Below are 17,937 nucleotides of genomic sequence, written 5' to 3'. Positions count from 1 at the left end.
TCACCTCTGTCTTTCCTGAAGGCTTACTTGCTCGGCGCCGTGCGGGTGTCGACGTCGACGACGACGCTCAGGCCCGCGCGCAGACGGCCGCTGTCGAGCGCATCCTGCGGCAGCGCAATGCGCACCGGCACGCGCTGGATCACCTTGGTAAAGTTGCCGGTGGCGTTTTCCGGCGGCAGCAGCGAAAAGACCGAGCCGGAAGCCGGCGAGATCGATTCGACGGTGCCGACGATCGGATGATCGCTATAGGCATCGACCTGGACGTTGACCTTCGAGCCCGGCACCAGATGCTGGATCTGCGTTTCCTTGAAATTGGCGTCGATATAGAGCTGGCGCACCGGAACGAGCGCCATCAGGCGCTGGCCGGGAGAGACGAGGTCGCCTTCCTGGACGGAGCGGTTGCCGACAATGCCGTCATAAGGCGCCTTGAGCACCGTGAAGGAAAGGTCGCGGACGGCCTTGTCGCGCGAGATCTCAAGCGAACGGACCGAGCCTTCGGCTTCCTTGCGTTGGGCCTGGAGAATGGTGATGTTGGCCTGTGCGGCGGTGATGTTGGCGTCGCCGCCGGCAAGATTGGCCTTGGCCTGGTCGAGGGCAATATTGGCGTTGTCGAGATCGGCGGCGGTGCCGACCGACTTCGCCTGAAGGTCGCTCTGGCGCTTCTGGGTGATCTCGGCACCGCGAACGGCCGCTTCGAGTGCTACCTTCTGCGCCTGCGCCTGCACAAGGCTTGCATTCGCGCCTTCGATCTGCGCGTCGATACGCTGCAGCGAAAGCTGTTCGGTGACGATCTGGGCCTGGGCCAAGTCGAGGGCGTTCTGATAGTCGCCGTTATCAAGCGTGGCAAGCACGTCGCCCGCTTTGACTTCCTGGTTGGCGACAACGTTCACCTTCGCGACGTAGCCCGTGACCTTCGGCGAAATCGTTGCGATATCGCCTTCGATATAGGCGTCGTCGGTCGACACCATGAAGCGGCCGTTCGTCCACCATTCGTAACCATACCAGCCGCCGCCTGCGAGAAGGGCGAGCACGACGATCGGCAGCACCGGGCTACGGCGCTTCTTGGGAGCCGCGGGTGCGGCGACAGAAGCCGGCGCCGACTGCGCGGGAGCAGAGGGAACTTCGCGGGCTTCCGCCGTCGGAGCTTCTACGGCCGCGACATCGGCCTTTACCTCTTCGGTTCCGGCGTTTTCGCTGACGATACGCGCGACGTTGCTCTTCTGGTTGCTCGACATGGCCACTTTACCGATCTGGAGTAAATAATCGAACTGAACGGTTCGGTTCAGTTGACTTAAACCTGTTTTATCGTCATATCAAGATGTATAGAACCAACCGGTTCGATTTCTTTTAAAGACCATGCGAAACCGTCAACACGGTTAAGAGGACATGACGCTGAAACCCGACCACGCCGCCGTATTCAGTCCTCCCGCTGCCGGAGGCCGATTTGCCGCAGGCGAAGATCCGGCCAAGCGCCAGCAGATCCTCGCCGGCGCCAAGCGCGTCTTCATGAAGATGGGGTTCGACGCCGCCAGCATGAACGACGTGACCCGCGAGGCCGGAGTCTCCAAGGGAACGCTCTACGTCTATTTCACCAACAAGGAAGAACTGTTTTCGGCGATGATCGAGACCGAGCGCGCCGCCTTCGTGGCGGCCGTGCGCACGGCGCTTGCCGAACATGACGATCCCGAAGCCGGCCTGTACGAATTCGGGATAAGCTTCGTCACCCATATGACCGATGAAAAGGTCATCAGCGCGATGCGCACCGTTCTCGGCGTTCGCGACCGCATGCCGGTGCTCTGTCAACGCTTCTTCAAGGGTCCGGAAAATCTGCGCACCATCATGCGCGACTTCCTGGAACGCTACATCGCCGAAGGCAGGTTTGAGATCGACGACATCGATCTGGCCGCCGGCCAGTTCCTCGATCTCGCCAGCGGCAGTTTCTTCAAGCTCCGCCTGTTCGGAAGCATGGAAGAACCGCCGTCGCGCGATGAAATCGAGCGCGTCATCCGCGGCGCGATCCGGGTCTTCATGGCCGCCTACGGCGCGCGCCGGCACGAGACCGCCTGACCACACCCTTGACTGCCGTGCTCCATCGGCCAGAATCCCGCAATAGCGATCAAATCCGGCTGCCGGCCTTCCGCTAAGGAAGAAGCTGCAACCAGGAGAATGAGAATGAGCGCCGTCGGACGGGCGATCTGGTTCATCGAGAGCCATTTCGAAAGCGATATATCGCTGGAAGAGATATCGGAAGCAGCCGGATTGTCGCGCTACCATCTGTCGCGCGTCTTCGGGCTCGTCACCGGTCACTCGATCAGCGGCTATATAAGAGGGCGCCGCCTCAGCCGCGCCGTGCCGGCGTTGGTCGGCGGCTCATCCACCATTCTCGAGATTGCGCTTTGCGCCGGCTACGGCTCGCACGAAGCCTTCACCCGTGCCTTCCGCGACCAGTTCGGCATGACGCCGGATGCGGTGCGCAGACAGGGGCACGCCCGTAACCTTGTCTTGCTGGAGCCGATCAGAATGGACCCCGCCCACCTCAACGACCTCGAACCGCCCCGCTTCGAAACCCTTCAACCGATGCTGTTTGCCGGCCTGCAGGAGACCTACCCCTATGGCGGCAATGCCGCCATTCCCTCTCTCTGGCAGAAATTCAACGCCCATTTCGGTCATATCTCCGGCCAGAAAGGCAATGTCGCTTACGGCACCTGCACCCATATCGATGGTGAAGCAGAGAAATTCCGCTATATGGCCGCGGTCGAAATTTCCGATGTCGGCGATCTGCCGGCGGACTTTGCAACGCTCAAGCTTCCAGGCCAGCGCTACGTCGTCTTTGCCCATCGCGGTCATGTCTCCGGCATTCCCGCGACCATGAACCGGATATTTGGCGCATGGTGGCCGACCTCAGGCCTGGAGCACGGCGAGACACCCGACATGTTCGAACGCTACGACGAGCGCTTTGACCCCTATACCGGCATGGGCGTCACAGAAATCTGGTTGCCGATCAGAGCATGATGCCGAAAAGTGTCAGCGGTTTTCGGATGACATCCTGTTCCAGGGAATAAAAGTCACATCGGTTTCGTATACCCCCTTGCGGCGCTTGCCTGGCAGGCCGGCGACATTACATTGCGAGCGTCATTACTCACGTGACGCAAAAGGGATATATGCTGATGCAGGGAATCATGACGCTTATTCAGGATCCGGCCGCCTGGGTGGCGCTCATCACGCTGGTGGTGATGGAAGTCGTTCTCGGGATCGACAACCTGATCTTCATTTCCATTCTCACCAACAAACTGCCGCCCGAGCACCGGGAGAAGGCCCGCAAGATCGGCATCGGTCTTGCGCTCGTCATGCGTCTCGCCCTGCTCGGCACAATCGCCTGGATCGTGCAACTGACCGAACCGCTGTTTGAAGCCTTCGGCCACGGCTTCTCCTGGAAGGATCTGATCCTGATTGCCGGCGGTCTGTTCCTTGTCTGGAAGGCCACCAAGGAAATCCACCACAGCGTCGATCCGGAAGATCACGGCGAGGACTTCATCGCAAGTTCGGCAACAACCGGCTTTGCATCGGCCATCAGCCAGATCCTGCTGCTCGACCTCGTCTTCTCCGTCGACAGCATCATCACCGCCGTCGGCATGACGCCGCATCTGCCGATCATGGTGGTCGCCGTCGTCGCCGCCGTCACCGTCATGCTTGTTGCCGCGACCCCGCTTGCCAACTTCATCGAGAGGAACCCGACGATCGTCATGCTGGCGCTCGCCTTCCTGCTGATGATCGGTACGACGCTCATCGCCGAAGGCATGGGCTTCCATGTGCCGAAGGGCTACGTCTATGCCGCCATGGCCTTCTCGGCGCTGGTCGAGGTGCTGAACATGTTCGCGCGCAACGCCCGCAAGCGCAAACGCGACGCCGCACATTGAGGCTTGGACAGGAGGGCGCGGCGGAACCGGCGCGCCCTCACGCACCGCCATCAGGCCTTCGCAAGCGTGGTTTTTCTTGACGCGCCCGGTTGAATATGGCCTAAGGCCAGCCCAACGGACGATCGGCGGATAGTGCGGGCGCATGCCCCTTTTCCGGCCGGTTTGCCGATGAAGCTATCTGCATCCTTCCGGCCGAACGTCGCTTTCCCATGAAAGCCGTCCGGCATTCATTGACGGGCACACACAATGACAGTTTCCGGGACAGCCACCGGCGTCCGCGTCCGCATCGCTCCCTCGCCGACCGGCGAGCCGCATGTCGGCACCGCTTACATCGCTCTCTTCAATTACCTTTTCGCCAAGAAGCACGGCGGCGAGTTCATCTTGCGCATCGAGGATACCGATGCGACGCGCTCGACCCCGGAATTCGAAACGAAGGTGTTGGACGCACTGAAATGGTGCGGGCTGGAATGGAAGGAAGGCCCTGATATCGGCGGCCCCTACGGCCCCTATCGCCAGTCCGACCGCAAGGACATGTACCAGCCTTACGCCCAGGAATTGCTGGAAAAGGGTCATGCCTTTCGCTGTTTCTGCACGCCGGCGCGGCTGGAGCAGATGCGCGAAACCCAGCGCGCCGCCGGCAAGCCGCCGAAGTATGACGGCCTCTGCCTGAATCTTGCCGCCGAGGAAGTCACCTCGCGCATGGCCGCCGGCGAGACGACCGTCATCCGCATGAAGATCCCGACCGAAGGTTCGTGCGACTTCACAGACGGCGTCTATGGCGAAGTCTCGATCCCCTGGGATTCCGTCGACATGCAGGTCCTCGTCAAAGCCGACGGCATGCCGACCTATCATATGGCCAACGTCATCGACGACCATCTGATGAAGATCACCCATGTGGCGCGCGGCGAGGAATGGCTGGCTTCGGTGCCGAAGCATATCCTGCTTTATCGCTATTTCGGTTGGGATCAGCCGGTCTTCATGCATCTGTCGCTGATGCGCAATGCCGACAAGTCGAAGCTGTCGAAGCGCAAGAACCCGACCTCGATCTCCTATTACTCCGCGCTCGGCTACATTTCCGAGGCGCTGATGAACTTCCTCGGCCTGTTCTTCATCCAGATCGCCGAAGGCGAAGAGCTGCTTGATATCAACGAGCTCTCCGAGAAGTTCGATCCGGAGAACCTCTCCAAGGCCGGCGCGATCTTCGACATTCAGAAGCTCGACTGGCTGAACGGCCGCTGGATCCGCGAGAAGCTCTCCGAAGAGGAATTCCAGGCACGTGTGCTGACCTGGGCGATGGAAAACGACCGCCTGAAGGAAGGTCTGCGCCTGTCGCAGACGCGCATTTCCAAGCTCGGCGAACTGCCCGATCTCGCCGGCTTCCTGCTGAAGTCCGATCTCGGCCTGCAGCCTTCCGACTTCGCCAAGATCAAGTCGCCGCCGGAAGAGATCCTGGAGATCCTCAACACCGTTCAGCCGGATCTCGAAAAGATCCTGGAATGGAATGTCGAGACGATCGAGGCGGAGCTGCGCGCGATCGCCGACCGCATGGGCAAGAAGCTGAAGGTCGTGGTCTCGCCGCTCTTCGTCGCCGTGTCCGGCTCGTCGCGCTCGCTGCCGCTCTTCGATTCCATGGCGATCCTCGGCCGGTCCGTTGTGCGTCAGCGCCTGAAGCTCGCCTCGCAGGCGGTCGCCGCCCTCGTCGGCTCGAAGTAAGAACAGTCAGAGGATTTCGACAGTGGCTGACAACAAGACCGAAAACACCCTTTCCTCCGACGCGACGGAAGTGCGCGCCCAGAAGCTGAAGCTGCTGCGCGAGCAGATCGGCGAGGTCTATCCGGCACATTTCCACCGCACGATGACCAATGCCGAACTCATCGCGAAATATGAAAACCTGGAACCTGACGTCGAGACGCAGGATGTCGTCACCGTCGCCGGCCGCGTCTACTCGTCGCGCAACTCCGGCATGTTCATGGACATCCACGATGCCGGCGGCAAGATCCAGATTTTCAGTCACAAGGACACGACCCCGGAAGAAGCCCGTGCGCTGCTGCCGATGATCGACATCGGCGACATCATCGGCGTCACCGGCATCGTGCGCCGCACCAAGCGTGGCGAGCTGACGATCAACGCGCAGACGATCACCATGCTGACGAAGTCGCTGCTGCCGATGCCGGAGAAGTGGCACGGTCTCTCCGACATCGAGCTGCGCTATCGCAAGCGCCATCTCGACATCATGACCAACGAGGATTCGAAGCTCCGCTTCCAGCAGCGCTCGAAGATCCTTTCCGGCATCCGCCGCTTCATGGAAAATGACGGCTTCATGGAAGTCGAAACGCCGATGCTGCATTCGGTCTATGGCGGCGCCACCGCCGAGCCGTTCAAGACGCATCACAAAACGCTGAAGCTCGACATGTACCTGCGCATCGCGCCGGAACTGTTCCTCAAGCGCACGCTGGTTTCGGGGCTGACCGACAAGGTCTTCGAGATCAACCGGAACTTCCGTAACGAAGGCGTCTCCACCCGGCACAATCCCGAATTCACCATGATGGAGTGTTACTGGGCCTATGCCGACTACGAGGACATCATGGACCTCGTCGAGCGGCTGTTCGAAAGCTTGGCGCTCTCCATCCACGGCACGACGGAAGTCGACTTCGGCGACAAGCGGATTTCCTTCAAGGGGCCGTTCAAGCGCGTGCCGATGCCCGATGCCGTCAAGGAAGCGACCGGCATCGATTTCCGCGCCATCAAGACCGATGAAGAGGCCCGCGCCGCCGCCAAGGCTGCCGGCTTCGCAGTCGAGAAGGATTGGACCTGGGGCGAATGCCTCGCCTTCATCTTCGAAGAGAAGGTCGAGCAGACGCTGATCCAACCCTCGCACGTTACGCACTTCCCGAAGGACATTTCGCCCTTCGCCAAGGAAGTGCCGGGCGAGCCGCGCCTCGTCGAGCGCTTCGAAACCTATTGTAACGCCTGGGAACTCGGCAACGCCTTCTCGGAACTCAACGATCCTGAAGAGCAGCGCCGCCGCATGGTCGAGCAGCTCGAACAGGCGCATGCCCGCGGCGAAAAGGAAAAGCAGCTAGACGAGGAATTCCTCGACGCCATCGACCAGGGCATGCCGCCGGCAGGTGGCCTCGGCATCGGCGTCGACCGGCTCATCATGCTTTTGACCAATGCGCCGTCGATCCGCGACGTCATCCTCTTCCCGGCCCGCCGCAGCAAGGCCGACTGAGAACAGCATTCTTTAGATGAATAAACGGAACGCCCGAAAGGACGCTCCGTTTGTTTTAGGCAGACTGGTGAAAGACTGAGCCGATGGACCAAGACACAGTGGTTTGGTCGGTCACGGAATGACGTTATTTCGTTGGTTTTTGTTATGACCGCGTTCGTCGTCACACTCAGATCATGTAGCCGCCGGCGACCTCGATTGTCTGCGCATTGATCCATGCGCCGTCGTCGGACGCGAGCATGGCGATGACGCGGCCGACATCCTCGGCTTCGCCGATACGGCCGAGAGCCGTCTGTGAGGCGAGCAACGCGGCGAACTCCGGGTTCTTGTCCAGCGCAGCGTCGGCAAGATTGGTGCGGATAGGACCGGGCGAGATGGCATTGGCGCGGATCCCGCGATCGCCGAACTCCTTCGCCTGATAGCGGGTCAACGTCTCAAGTCCGGACTTGAGGGCTGCATAAGGCGCAACACCTGCTGTTGCGACGCGAACGGAAGCGCTCGTTACATTGAGGATGACGCCGCCATCGACCATCAGCGGCAGCAGCGCCTGCGTCAGGAAGAACGGCCCTTTCAGGTGGACATTCATCAGAGCGTCGAACTGGTCCGTCGTCACCGTCTCCATGAGATTGAACATGCCGAAACCGGCATTGTTGACGAGGCAGTCAAACGTATTCCGGCCCCAATAGGTGGAAAGCAGCCGTTTCACCTGCGCCACGAAGTCCGGAAAGCTGCCGGCATCACCGACATCGAGGGCAAGCGCAACGGCTTGACCACCGTCTGCCTTGATCGCGGCGATGACTTCATCCGCACCTGGTTTGTGGCTCTTATAGGTGAGGATGACACCCATGCCGCGCCTTGCGCATTCCTGCGCTGCCGATTGCCCAATGCCACGGCTGCCGCCGGTAATGATTGCGATTTTCATTTCTGTCTCCTTTGCTTCGGTGGCCGGAAGCTATGGGAAACAGCCGGCCTGCACTCCGCCGGAAACTGCCTCGTTCTTGCCTATTCCTGCTTTTACCTTGCGCCGTGTCACATGCTGGGTCAGGATTTCGCCATGCAAACAATGCTCGAAGAGATGCGCCGCTTGACGGCCCACGCTGAAAACCGCCCGACGGAAACCGGCATACCCGGCATACTGATGGTCAAGGGGGAGATCCCCGAACACAAGCTCGGCGCCGTTTATGAGCCGATGGTCAACCTCATTCTCGATGGCAGCAAGACGCTGACGATCGCCGGACAGGACTATTATTACGATCCAGCGAGCTACTTCGTGATATCGATCGATGTGCCGGCGACGGGCATGGTGCAGCAGGCAAGTCCCGACCGGCCCTATATCGGCGTCAGCCTATCGCTCGATCCGGCAAAGGTCGCAGCGCTTCTCCTGGATCTTCCGCCGCAATTCTATCAGGAGGGACAAAGCGGCGGCTATTCCGTCTGTCGCATGACGCCGGAACTTTTGGGTGCCTGGCTGAGGATGCTGCAGCTCATGGAGCGCCCGCAGGATATCGCTGCCCTTGCCCCGGCCTACGAACGCGAAATCCTCTATCGCGTGCTGCAGGGACCGCAGGGCTGGATGCTGCGCGATATCGCAGCACCCGATAGCGCCCTGTCGCGGATACGGCTCGCCATCCGCTGGGTTCGCGAGCACTATGCCGAAGCGGTCGAGGTCGAAAAACTTGCTGCCCTCACTTCCATGAGCGTCTCGGCTTTTCATCGCCATTTCAAGGCTGTGACGGCGATGAGCCCGATCCAGTTCCAGAAGCGTATCCGCCTGCTGCAAGCCCGCCAGCTTCTGATTTCCCAATCCGGAAACGCCTCCTCGGTCGCCTACTCGGTGGGCTACGAGAGCGCCTCGCAATTCACCAGGGAATATGCACGTTTCTTCGGCCAGCCGCCGGCGCGCGACGCCTCGCTGATAAGGGAAAATATCAGGCCTGCCGCCTGATGCTTTTTGGGTTTAGTGCCCGCTCTTGGCCGGCGGCGCCTCTTCGGGAGCGGCTTTTGCTGGAGTGGCTGCATCCTTGGGCGCTGCGCCGTGTCCGCCGGCTGCTGCCTTGCCCTCACTCTTTGTGGAAGCAACCGCGACCGGGTCGACGCAATCCTCGGGATCCTTGAAAGCGGCGCTGATCATGGCGATCTCGTCGAACGGCATCTCTATCCGCTCGCCGAAGAACAGCCCGTTTTCGCTGGCCTTGCCGTCGTAGTAGCGCGCTGTATAGGACTTGTCGTCGAGGCCGGGAACGGTCTTGTCGGGATGCGGGATATAGACGACATCCGCGCCGATCGCCCGGCCGCGAATATCGGCGCGCATCGTCGGTCCGTTTTCGTCGAGCACCACCACCTGCACCAGATCCGGCTTCTGCGCGGCATAAACCGCCTGGGCGACACGAAGCGCGGTCTTGACCCGCGTCATCCCGTCGGTCGGTTCGGTCTTGATGTATTTGCGCACCCAAACGTGATCCTGCTTGCGGATCGTCACCAGGTTGACGTCACTGCATTCGAGCCCGTAGCCACCACCAGCTGCACCGATCAGCCTGTCCTTGCCGACATAGACCGCCGCACCGCCGGACACGCCCATGAGAAGAGCGACTCCGCCAATGATGATTGCCAATTTCCGGGAAGGCCGGAATATGCGCAGTAAGGCCTTCACGCCAACTGCTCCGCCATCTGAAACTCCAACGCAGGACAAGTGCTGAGAACGCTAAGGAAATGACGTTTCCGAAAGTTTAAGTGGGTATGCGAAGCCCGCTCCATTTTAGGAAAATACCAAAAAAGGTCCGCTTTTTTCAGGCCGCTTGTCAGGTCGTATTCCGCCATGCTCTAAACGCCCATGGCCTTCACGCTTCGCCAGGTTCAATTTTTCGTCGCCGTCGCCGAACAGGGTTCGGTGACGCGAGCCGCACAGAACCTTTCGATCTCGCAATCCTCGGTGACGGAAGCGCTGAAGGAGCTTGAAAGCGACCTCGGCGTCGAGCTCTTCGAGCGCCATCCGCGCGGCCTGACAATCACCCACAACGGCCACCAGTTCCTGCGTCATGCGACGAAGATCCTCGCCTCTGTCTCCGATGCGCGGACCAGCTTTTCCGGCCAGCAAAACGCCCTCTCCGGCACGCTGAACATCGGCGTCACCTCGCTTGTCGCCGGCTATGTGCTCTCCGATCTCCTGGCGCGATACCGGCGCGCCTGTCCAGGCATCGAGGTCAGCGCCATCGAGGACAATGGCGGTTACCTCGAACATCTCCTGGTCGGCGGCGAACTGGATGTCGCCGTGATGGTCATTTCCAACCTGCGCGACCGCATGGCGCTGCAGGCGGAAATTCTGGAAACCTCGCCCTATCGACTATGGCTGCCGATGGGCCATCCGCTGGTATCGGCCGACATCATCTCGGTCGCCGACATCGCCCGCGAACCGCTGATCATGCTGACGGTCGACGAAATCGAGGAGAATACCGGCAAGCTGCTCTCAGCACTCGGCGCCCGCCCGCATGTCGCCTTCCGCACCCGCTCGGTGGAGGCGGTGCGCAGCCTGGTTGCAACAGGCGCCGGCGTAGCCCTGCTTCCCGATCTCGTCTACCGACCATGGTCGCTGGAAGGCGACCGCATCGAGAGCCGCGACGTCTCCGGTTCGCTGCCGGTCGTCCAGGTCGGCATGGTCTGGCGCAAGGGCTCCAGCCTGCCGCAGGCGGCGCGCGACTTCGTCGGTATCGCCGAGAGCTTAAGATCCGGGCGTATCCGCTGATATCGGAATTTCCGATATCGCCTTTCTGATAAATGAATTTGCGAAAGCGGCTTTTTCGCGTCACCTTTTCAACCGGGAACAAACCGCCACAGAAAGTGGCAAACCGGGAGACGGATGATGACGAATCTGTTGAAATCCTGCACGGCAGCGCTCGCCTGCCTGAGCTTCGCGACCCAGGGAATCGCCGCCGAACCGCTGAAGGCCTTGGGCAAGGGCGAAGGTGCGGTCAGCATCGTCGCCTGGGCCGGCTATATCGAGCGCGGCGAAACAGACAAGAACTACGACTGGGTCACCGATTTCGAAAAGGAGAGCGGCTGCAAGGTGTCCGTCAAGACCGCCGCCACCTCGGATGAAATGGTGTCGCTGATGAACGAGGGCGGCTTTGATCTCGTCACGGCATCGGGCGACGCCTCGCTCCGTCTCATCGCCGGCAAGCGTGTCCAGCCGATCAACACCGATCTGATCCCGAGCTTCAAGACCGTCGACGAGCGCCTGCAGAATGGACCGTGGTATACGGTCGGCGGCGTGCACTACGGCGTACCCTATCTCTGGGGGCCGAACGTGCTGATGTACAATACCGATGCCTTCAAGGACAAGGCGCCGACCAGCTGGAACGTCGTCTTCGAGGAGCAGACACTGCCCGACGGCAAATCGAACAAGGGCCGCGTCCAGGCCTATGACGGCGCGATCTACATCGCCGATGCCGCCATGTATCTGATGGCCCACAAGCCAGATCTCGGCATCAAGGACCCCTACGAGCTGAACGAAGACCAGTACAAGGCCGCCCTCGACCTGTTGCGCGGCCAGCGCAAGCTCGTCTCCCGCTACTGGCACGACGCGATGATCCAGATCGACGACTTCAAGAACGAAGGTGTCGTCGCCTCCGGCTCCTGGCCTTTCCAGGTGAACCTGCTGCAGGCCGACAAGCAGAAGATCGCCTCCACCTTCCCCGATGAAGGCGTCACCGGCTGGGCCGACACCACCATGTTGCACGCCGACAGCGAACATCCGAACTGCGCCTATATGTGGATGGAACATTCGCTGAAGGCCAAGGTCCAGGGTGACGCCGCCGCCTGGTTCGGCGCCGTGCCCTCCGTTCCCGCCGCCTGCAAGGGCAATGAACTGATGGGCGATAGCGGCTGCGCTACCAACGGCTTCGATCACTTCGACAAGATCAAGTTCTGGAAGACCCCGGTCGCCAAATGCACGACGCAGAGCGAATGCGTGCCGTACCATCGTTGGGTGTCCGATTATATCGGCGTGATCGGCGGGCGGTAATTTACGTCCTCACTGAGATGACTGTTGTAGCGTGAGACCCCTCCCCACAAGTGGGAGGGGCTCCGAGTGGCACCGCCGAATCCTGCCGAAACGCCAAGGTATTTGCGAAGGGGTACGGCAGGCTAAGCCCCTCCCCCTTGTGGGGAGGGGTTTGGGGCGGGGTCATAAACCAAAACCGCAGCCTCTCTAAAAGCAAAAAAGAAGCCGGAGCCCCCAATGACGTCAGCCGTCCGTTTCCAACAGGTATCGCGCCATTTCGGCCAGGTTCGCGCCGTCGACGGCGTCGATCTCGAGATCGCGCCGGGCGAGTTCTTCGCGATGCTTGGCCCCTCCGGCTCAGGCAAGACGACGTGCCTGCGATTGATAGCCGGCTTCGAACAGCCGACATCGGGCCATATTCAGATCTTCGGCGAGACGGCCGAGGGCGTTCCGCCCTATCGCCGCAACGTCAACACCGTATTCCAGGACTACGCGCTCTTCCCGCATCTGAACATCCTCGACAATGTCGCCTACGGGCTGATGGTCAAGGGCGTCGGCAAGGCGGAGCGGATCAAGGCCGCGGGCGACGCCCTCGAGCTCGTCAAGCTCCCGGGTTACGGCACCCGCCGCCCCGGCCAACTATCCGGTGGCCAGCGCCAGCGTGTGGCGCTCGCCCGCGCGCTGGTCAACAAGCCGAAGGTGCTGCTGCTCGACGAACCGCTCGGCGCGCTCGACCTGAAACTCCGCGAACAGATGCAGGAGGAATTGAAGAGCCTGCAACGCGCGCTCGGCATCACCTTCGTCTTCGTCACCCACGATCAGGGCGAGGCCCTGTCCATGGCCGACCGCGTCGCCGTCTTCAACGACGGAAACATCGTCCAGGAGGGCACGCCGCAGGATATCTACCGCCGCCCGAAGAACCGCTTCGTCGCTGATTTCGTCGGCTCGTCGAACGTCATCGCACCTGATCTGATGGCCTCGCTCGGCGGCGAAAGACGCTGGGCAAGCCTCCGCCCCGAAGCGATCCGGCTGGCAGGCGACGGCGTCGAGGCCCAGGTCGACAATGCGAGCTTCCTCGGCGCAGCCACGCGCCTCACCGTTGGCCTCCAGGGGGCGCGGCTGCATGTGATGCTGCCGGCGGGCGCAGATGTACCTGTCGTCGGCGCCGGCATACGCCTTGGCTGGCAGCCCGGCGATATCCACTACATGGATGACGCGGCATGACGGCGATCTTCATCACCACCAATGAGGCGACATCGATTCTTCCGGGGCGCGGCGGCCTCTTCGGCCGGCTGTCCGATGCCTTCTGGCGGCACCCGAAACTGCTGCTCTTCCTGATGCTGACGCCGCCGCTGCTCTGGCTCGGCATCATTTATATCGGTTCGCTGCTCGCCCTGCTTCTGCAGAGTTTCTTTTCGATCGACGACTTCTCAGGCCTGGTGAATTACGAATTCACCCTTTCGACCTATGCGCAGCTTCTAAACCCGACGAATTTCGACATCATCATCCGCACTTTCGTCATGGCAGCGCTGGTGACCATCGCTTCCGCCTTGATCGCCTTCCCGATCGCCTACTACACAGCGCGTTATGCGCAAGGCAAATGGAAGGCGCTTTTCTATCTCGGCATCATGCTCCCGCTCTGGTCGAGCTATCTCGTCAAGATCTACGCCTGGAAGCTGATCCTCGCCAAGGAAGGCATCCTCACCTGGATCTTCGAGAAGCTGCATCTCTCCTGGCTGCTGGACGGCATCCTGAACCTGCCCGTCATCGGCGGCAATTCGCTTTCGGTGAGCTACCTCGGCACCTTCATCGTCTTCGTCTATATCTGGCTTCCCTACATGATCCTGCCGACACAGGCAGCCCTCGAGCGTGTGCCTGGCAACCTGATCGAGGCCTCGTCCGATCTCGGCGCCACGCCGCGCCAGACCTTCCGCACCGTGCTGCTGCCGCTGGCATTGCCCGGCATCGTCGCCGGCTCGATCTTCACCTTCTCGCTGACATTGGGCGACTATATCATCCCGCAGATCATCGGCTCGTCCAGGCTCTTCATCGGCCAGGCCGTCTATACCCAGCAGGGAACGGCCGGCAATGTGCCGCTGGCGGCCGCCTTCTCCGTCGTGCCGATCGTCATCATGGCGCTCTATCTCTGGCTCGCCAAGAAACAGGGGGCCTTCGATGCGCTCTGACCTCAAGAGATCGCCACTGCCCCTGAAAATCGCCGCAGCCGCCGGACTGCTTTTCCTGCACCTGCCGATACTGCTGATCTTCGTCTACGCCTTTACGACGGAGGAGAAGAGCTATCAATGGCCGCCGCCCGGGCTGACCCTGCAATGGTTTGCTGTCGCCTGGAACCGGCCGGACGTCTGGTCGGCGCTCAGCCTTTCCGTGCAGGTCGCCGTCATCGCCACGGCGATCGCGCTGGTCCTCGGCACGCTCTGTGCGGCGGCCGTCAGCCAGACGAAGTTCTTCGGGCGCGAGGCGATCTCGCTGCTCGTCATCCTGCCAATCGCCCTTCCCGGCATCATCACCGGCATTGCGCTCCGCTCCGCCTTCAGCCTGTTCGACATCCCGTTTTCGGTCTGGACCATCGTGCTCGGCCACGCCACCTTCTGCGTCGTGGTCGTCTACAACAATGCGGTCGCCCGCTTCCGCCGCACTTCAGGCTCGCTGATCGAGGCCTCGATGGATCTTGGCGCCGACGGCTTCCAGACCTTCCGCCACGTCATCTTGCCGAATATCGGCACCGCACTTCTTGCCGGCGGCATGCTCGCCTTCGCGCTGTCTTTCGACGAGGTCATCGTCACCACCTTCACCGGCAGCCAGCAATCGACCTTGCCGATCTGGATGCTCGAAGAACTCATCCGCCCGCGCCAGCGCCCCGTCACCAATGTGGTCGCCATGGTCGTGGTGCTCGTTACCTTCCTGCCAATCCTGGCAGCCTACTACCTCACCCGCGATGGCGACCAGATCGCCGGCGCCGGCAAATAAAGGGAGAACATCATGGATATCCAAATGCTGATCGGGTCCCGCTTCGAAAAAGGCACGGAGACGGAAGAGCACGTCCTGAACCCGAAGACGGGCGAGACGGTGATCGACCTTGCGGAAGCCTCGCTCACCCAGGTCGACGCCGCCGTCGATGCCGCCGAAAAGGCCTTCGCGAGCTGGTCGCAGACGACGCCCGGCGAGCGCTCCGGCTACCTGTTGAAGATCGCCGACGCGATCGAGAAGGATGCCGCCGGCTTTGCCGCACTGGAGGCGCTGAATTGCGGCAAGCCGATCAATGCGGTGCTGAACGACGAAATCCCGGCGATCGTCGATTGTTATCGCTTTTTTGCCGGCGCCGTGCGCAACCTGCACGCCCCGGCGGCCGGCGAATACCTGCCCGGCCACACCTCGATGATCCGTCGCGATCCAATCGGCATCGTCGGCTCGATCGCGCCGTGGAACTATCCGCTGATGATGATGGCCTGGAAGCTGGCGCCGGCGATCGCCGGCGGCAACACCGTCGTCTTCAAACCCTCGGAGCAGACGCCGCTGACGGCGCTGAAGATGGCGAAACTGCTTTCCGAAATCCTTCCCGAAGGCGTCGTCAACGTCATCCTCGGCCGTGGTGAAAGTGTCGGCAATGCGCTGATCAATCATCCGAAGGTCGGCATGATCTCGATCACCGGCGATGTCGCGACCGGCAAGAAAGTGCTGCAGGCCGCCGCCAAGACAGTCAAGCGCACCCACCTGGAACTCGGCGGCAAGGCCCCGGTCATTGTCTTCGATGATGCCGATATTGATGCGGTCGTCGCAGGCATCCGCACCTTCGGCTATTACAATGCCGGCCAGGATTGCACCGCTGCCTGCCGCGTCTACGCCGATGCCAGGGTCTACGACAATTTCGTCGCCGATCTCTCCTCGGCCGTCTCGAGCATCCGCTTCAACCAGGCCGACGATACCGAAAACGAGATCGGTCCGCTGATCTCCAAGCGCCAGCGCGACCGCGTCGAAAGCTTCGTCGCCCGTGCTTCCGAACACAAGCACATGGAGATCACCGCCGGCGGCAAGATCTCCGGCGACAAGGGTTTCTTCTTCACGCCGACTGTCATTGCGGGCGCCACACAGGACGACGAGATTGTCCGCCGCGAGGTCTTCGGCCCGGTCGTCTCAGTCACCCGCTTTTCCGATGCCGACGATGCCGTTGCCTGGGCGAACGACAGCGATTATGGCCTGGCCTCCTCCGTCTGGACCAAGGATATCGGCCGCGGCATGAAGACCGCTGCCCGCCTGCAATATGGCTGTACTTGGATCAACACGCATTTCATGCTCACCAACGAGATGCCGCATGGCGGCCTCAAACAGTCAGGCTACGGCAAGGACATGTCTGTCTACGCGCTGGAGGACTACACCGCCGTACGCCACGTGATGATCAATCACGGCTGACAGACGAAAAGGCAGGATATTCCGGGGGGTAAAGGGCGCGCGGATAGCAACCAGGCGACTTTTGTTGAAACTGAACAATCAGCCGATAAATATCGCCTGCTATTGTCTTATTTTATTGTTGCGGCAATACGGGCACTCCATATTCGACCTCCGGCTCGAAAGCCGGGTCGGCAATAGCTTCGGTCAGGCAGTCTATGTTCATGGCGACGCGCATCGATATCCCCGGGCTCGAAAAGGCCATGGACGGATTGCTGGAATCCGCCCTCGTCCTGGAAAGATGGGCCGGCACACTGGAAGCGATCTCTCGGGCGACTGGCTCTGCAGGCGCCCACATCATGCCGGCGGTCGGCAAGTTTTCTCCAGGTTTCCTGACAACGCCCAACCTGCTCGAAGCCTTCGACGTCTATTTCGCCGAAAGATGGCACGAGCGGGATTTCCGCGAGCGCGGACTGCCGATGGCGCTTGCCAAGGGTGTCATCATCGAGCACGACATCGCCTCGGAAGAAGAGTTCCGGCGGCAGGAATTCTACACCGAATTCCTCGCCCGCTTCGGTCTGCGTTATTCCGCAATGATCGGCTTTACCTCGGGCGATACGCTGCTCAGCCTCAACCTGCAGCGCCGCGTCGACGATCATCCCTTCGACCGGGAGGAGGAGCGGATCCTGCTTGCCATGCGATCGAAGCTGACCGCCTCAGCCGAGATCATCCGTTCGCTGCAAGCCGCAAAGATCGAAAGCATGAGCGAGGCCTTCGAGCTCAGCGGCACCGCCTCGGTCTTCTTCGACCGCGCCGGCCGCGTCAGCCATTTGAACAATCGGGCCGAACGACTGCTCGACGGCGATATCCGCATCGTCGATCGCGAACTCACTTCCGGCAGCCAAGAGGAAACCGGTCTGCTGCGGCGGCATCTGAAAGCGGTTCTCGGCGGCGACACTTTCCTCAGTCCCGCCGTATCGACGCCGGTGCTCTTCACACGTCCCGGCAAGGCACCGCTCGTCATTCGTGCCCAGCTCCTGCGGGGCCTGCCGGCGGATCTGTTCGCCCATTCGCACGCTGTTGCAATCGTTACCGACCTTTCCGAACGCGCCAGAGCGGACGGCGATCTTCTCCGGCGGCTCTTCGCCCTGACGCCGCAGGAGGCGACCGTCGCGCGCCTGCTGATGGAAGGTTCCTCCCCTCGCCAGATCGCCGAGATCTGCGGCCTGACCTATGAAACGGCGCGCGGCTACGTCAAGAAGGTGCTCTCCAAGACCGGAACGCAGCGCCAGTCGCAGCTGATCTCGCTTCTCTTCGGCCTGAAGATCTAGAGCAATTCCAGCAAAAGTGCGCAGCGGTTTTGCGTCCGGAATTGCGCAAAACCGAAAGAT

At 61.3% G+C, this 17,937-nt stretch carries 16 protein-coding genes; 13 read left to right on the top strand and 3 right to left on the bottom strand.

Translation table 11 applies throughout. The annotated features are described in order from the left end of the window. Positions 1-23: 23 nt before the first annotated feature. Positions 24-1,235: an HlyD family secretion protein gene (locus OLZ32_RS06185; protein ID WP_264398576.1), complete on the bottom strand. Its 1,212-nt coding sequence runs from the start codon at positions 1,233-1,235 to the stop codon at positions 24-26. A gap of 151 nt (positions 1,236-1,386) precedes the next feature. Between OLZ32_RS06185 and OLZ32_RS06180 the strand changes: the two genes are divergently transcribed. The 5 genes from OLZ32_RS06180 (at position 1,387) to lysS (ending at position 7,149) form a co-directional block, all read left to right on the top strand. Then, a complete protein-coding gene (locus OLZ32_RS06180; protein WP_003543038.1) occupies positions 1,387-2,067 on the top strand; it encodes a TetR/AcrR family transcriptional regulator in 681 nt (226 codons plus the stop codon). 105 nt (positions 2,068-2,172) lie between these two features. Beyond that, positions 2,173-3,012, top strand: a complete 840-nt coding sequence (locus OLZ32_RS06175) for an AraC family transcriptional regulator (protein ID WP_264420177.1) — start codon at positions 2,173-2,175, stop codon at positions 3,010-3,012. A 149-nt stretch (positions 3,013-3,161) separates the two neighbouring features. Continuing rightward, a complete protein-coding gene (locus OLZ32_RS06170; protein WP_264420175.1) occupies positions 3,162-3,917 on the top strand; it encodes a TerC family protein in 756 nt (251 codons plus the stop codon). A gap of 246 nt (positions 3,918-4,163) precedes the next feature. Continuing rightward, positions 4,164-5,630, top strand: a complete 1,467-nt coding sequence (gene gltX / locus OLZ32_RS06165) for a glutamate--tRNA ligase (RefSeq protein ID WP_264420173.1) — start codon at positions 4,164-4,166, stop codon at positions 5,628-5,630. Positions 5,631-5,652: 22 nt separating this feature from the next. After that, positions 5,653-7,149, top strand: a complete 1,497-nt coding sequence (gene lysS / locus OLZ32_RS06160; RefSeq protein ID WP_264420171.1) for a lysine--tRNA ligase — start codon at positions 5,653-5,655, stop codon at positions 7,147-7,149. 166 nt (positions 7,150-7,315) lie between these two features. Here lysS and OLZ32_RS06155 read toward each other — a convergent pair whose 3' ends face one another. Continuing rightward, on the bottom strand, positions 7,316-8,068 hold the full coding sequence (locus tag OLZ32_RS06155; protein ID WP_003543047.1) for an SDR family NAD(P)-dependent oxidoreductase: 753 nt from the start codon (positions 8,066-8,068) through the stop codon (positions 7,316-7,318). A gap of 132 nt (positions 8,069-8,200) precedes the next feature. Here OLZ32_RS06155 and OLZ32_RS06150 point away from each other — a divergent pair, with 132 nt between their 5' ends. Beyond that, entirely contained in the window at positions 8,201-9,091 is an 891-nt protein-coding gene (locus tag OLZ32_RS06150) for an AraC family transcriptional regulator (protein WP_003543048.1), read from the top strand. A 12-nt stretch (positions 9,092-9,103) separates the two neighbouring features. Here the strand turns inward: OLZ32_RS06150 and OLZ32_RS06145 are convergent, their stop codons facing one another. Continuing rightward, positions 9,104-9,796, bottom strand: a complete 693-nt coding sequence (locus OLZ32_RS06145; protein ID WP_003543049.1) for a hypothetical protein — start codon at positions 9,794-9,796, stop codon at positions 9,104-9,106. Positions 9,797-9,976: 180 nt separating this feature from the next. Here OLZ32_RS06145 and OLZ32_RS06140 point away from each other — a divergent pair, with 180 nt between their 5' ends. The 7 genes from OLZ32_RS06140 (at position 9,977) to OLZ32_RS06110 (ending at position 17,877) form a co-directional block, all read left to right on the top strand. After that, on the top strand, positions 9,977-10,885 hold the full coding sequence (locus tag OLZ32_RS06140) for a LysR family transcriptional regulator (RefSeq protein WP_003543050.1): 909 nt from the start codon (positions 9,977-9,979) through the stop codon (positions 10,883-10,885). A 117-nt stretch (positions 10,886-11,002) separates the two neighbouring features. Further along, on the top strand, positions 11,003-12,163 hold the full coding sequence (locus OLZ32_RS06135; protein ID WP_003543051.1) for an ABC transporter substrate-binding protein: 1,161 nt from the start codon (positions 11,003-11,005) through the stop codon (positions 12,161-12,163). A gap of 216 nt (positions 12,164-12,379) precedes the next feature. After that, positions 12,380-13,366 (top strand): ABC transporter ATP-binding protein, encoded by a 987-nt coding sequence (locus tag OLZ32_RS06130; protein ID WP_164047440.1) that lies wholly within the window; start codon positions 12,380-12,382, stop codon positions 13,364-13,366. Next, positions 13,363-14,328, top strand: a complete 966-nt coding sequence (locus OLZ32_RS06125; RefSeq protein WP_003543053.1) for an ABC transporter permease — start codon at positions 13,363-13,365, stop codon at positions 14,326-14,328. Before OLZ32_RS06130 ends, OLZ32_RS06125 begins: the two co-directional genes overlap by 4 nt. After that, entirely contained in the window at positions 14,318-15,130 is an 813-nt protein-coding gene (locus OLZ32_RS06120) for an ABC transporter permease (protein WP_264420167.1), read from the top strand. Before OLZ32_RS06125 ends, OLZ32_RS06120 begins: the two co-directional genes overlap by 11 nt. Positions 15,131-15,142: 12 nt before the next feature. Continuing rightward, positions 15,143-16,570, top strand: coding sequence for a gamma-aminobutyraldehyde dehydrogenase (locus OLZ32_RS06115; RefSeq protein ID WP_003543059.1), 1,428 nt, complete (start codon positions 15,143-15,145; stop codon positions 16,568-16,570). Positions 16,571-16,770: 200 nt separating this feature from the next. Further along, positions 16,771-17,877, top strand: coding sequence for a helix-turn-helix transcriptional regulator (locus OLZ32_RS06110; protein WP_264420165.1), 1,107 nt, complete (start codon positions 16,771-16,773; stop codon positions 17,875-17,877). Positions 17,878-17,937: the final 60 nt, after the last annotated feature.

Origin of the sequence: Rhizobium acaciae (assembly GCF_025941625.1) — a bacterium.
Taxonomy (GTDB): domain Bacteria; phylum Pseudomonadota; class Alphaproteobacteria; order Rhizobiales; family Rhizobiaceae; genus Rhizobium; species Rhizobium acaciae.
The sequence above is the reverse complement of the archived record's forward strand: the minus strand, read 5'-3'. Positions and strand labels throughout refer to the sequence as shown.